This is a genomic window from Micromonospora echinofusca (assembly GCF_017614955.1).
Classification (GTDB): Bacteria; Actinomycetota; Actinomycetes; order Mycobacteriales; family Micromonosporaceae; genus Micromonospora; species Micromonospora echinofusca_A.
Window position 1 is genome coordinate 1 of sequence record NZ_WVUH01000718.1, and the last position, 648, is coordinate 648.

Below are 648 nucleotides of genomic sequence, written 5' to 3' on the forward strand. Positions count from 1 at the left end.
GTGGTGGGTGACCCTCGGGCAGGCCCTAGCATCGACGGATGCGACTCACATCCGGTGCGCTGCTGCTCGTCCTCGGTGTCACCGCTGCCCTGCTACCCGGGTGTGGTCGCTCCCCGGGACCCGCTGTACCGGCACCGGTCCCGACGACGGCCGGAGCCGCTCCGGACCTGGCCGGCAGCGCCGGCATGGGTGCCGTCCCGACGGGACGGCCCACACCGACGGTCCGGGCCACGGGCGGCACGCTCCAGGCCGGCAACCCGGCCGGCCGGGCGACCGTCCCGGCCGAGGCCCGGGCCGTGGACACCTCCCGACCGACCCGGGTCGTCGGTACCGGCACCCCGGCCAGTTGCACCTCGGCAGCCGTGGTGCGGGCCGTCGCCGCCGGCGGCATCGTCACGTTCGACTGCGGTCCGGCCCCGGTCACCATCCGGATGCAGGCCACCGCGAAGATCAGGAACGCGGCCGGCCCCCGGATCGTGCTCGACGGGGGCGGGCTGGTCACCCTGAGCGGCGGTGGGGAACGCCGCATCCTCTACATGAACACCTGTGACCGGGCCCAGGGGTGGACCACCTCGCACTGCGACAACCAGGACCATCCACAGCTCACCGTGCAGAACCTGACCTTCGCCGACGGGAACTCCACCGGGG

Annotated in this window: 1 pseudogene; it reads left to right on the forward strand. The window is 74.1% G+C overall.

Features of this window, described 5'->3' with window-relative positions:
* Nucleotides 1-38: 38 nt before the first annotated feature.
* Nucleotides 39-648: pseudogene (locus GSF22_RS34060) on the forward strand (hypothetical protein); the annotation flags it as partial.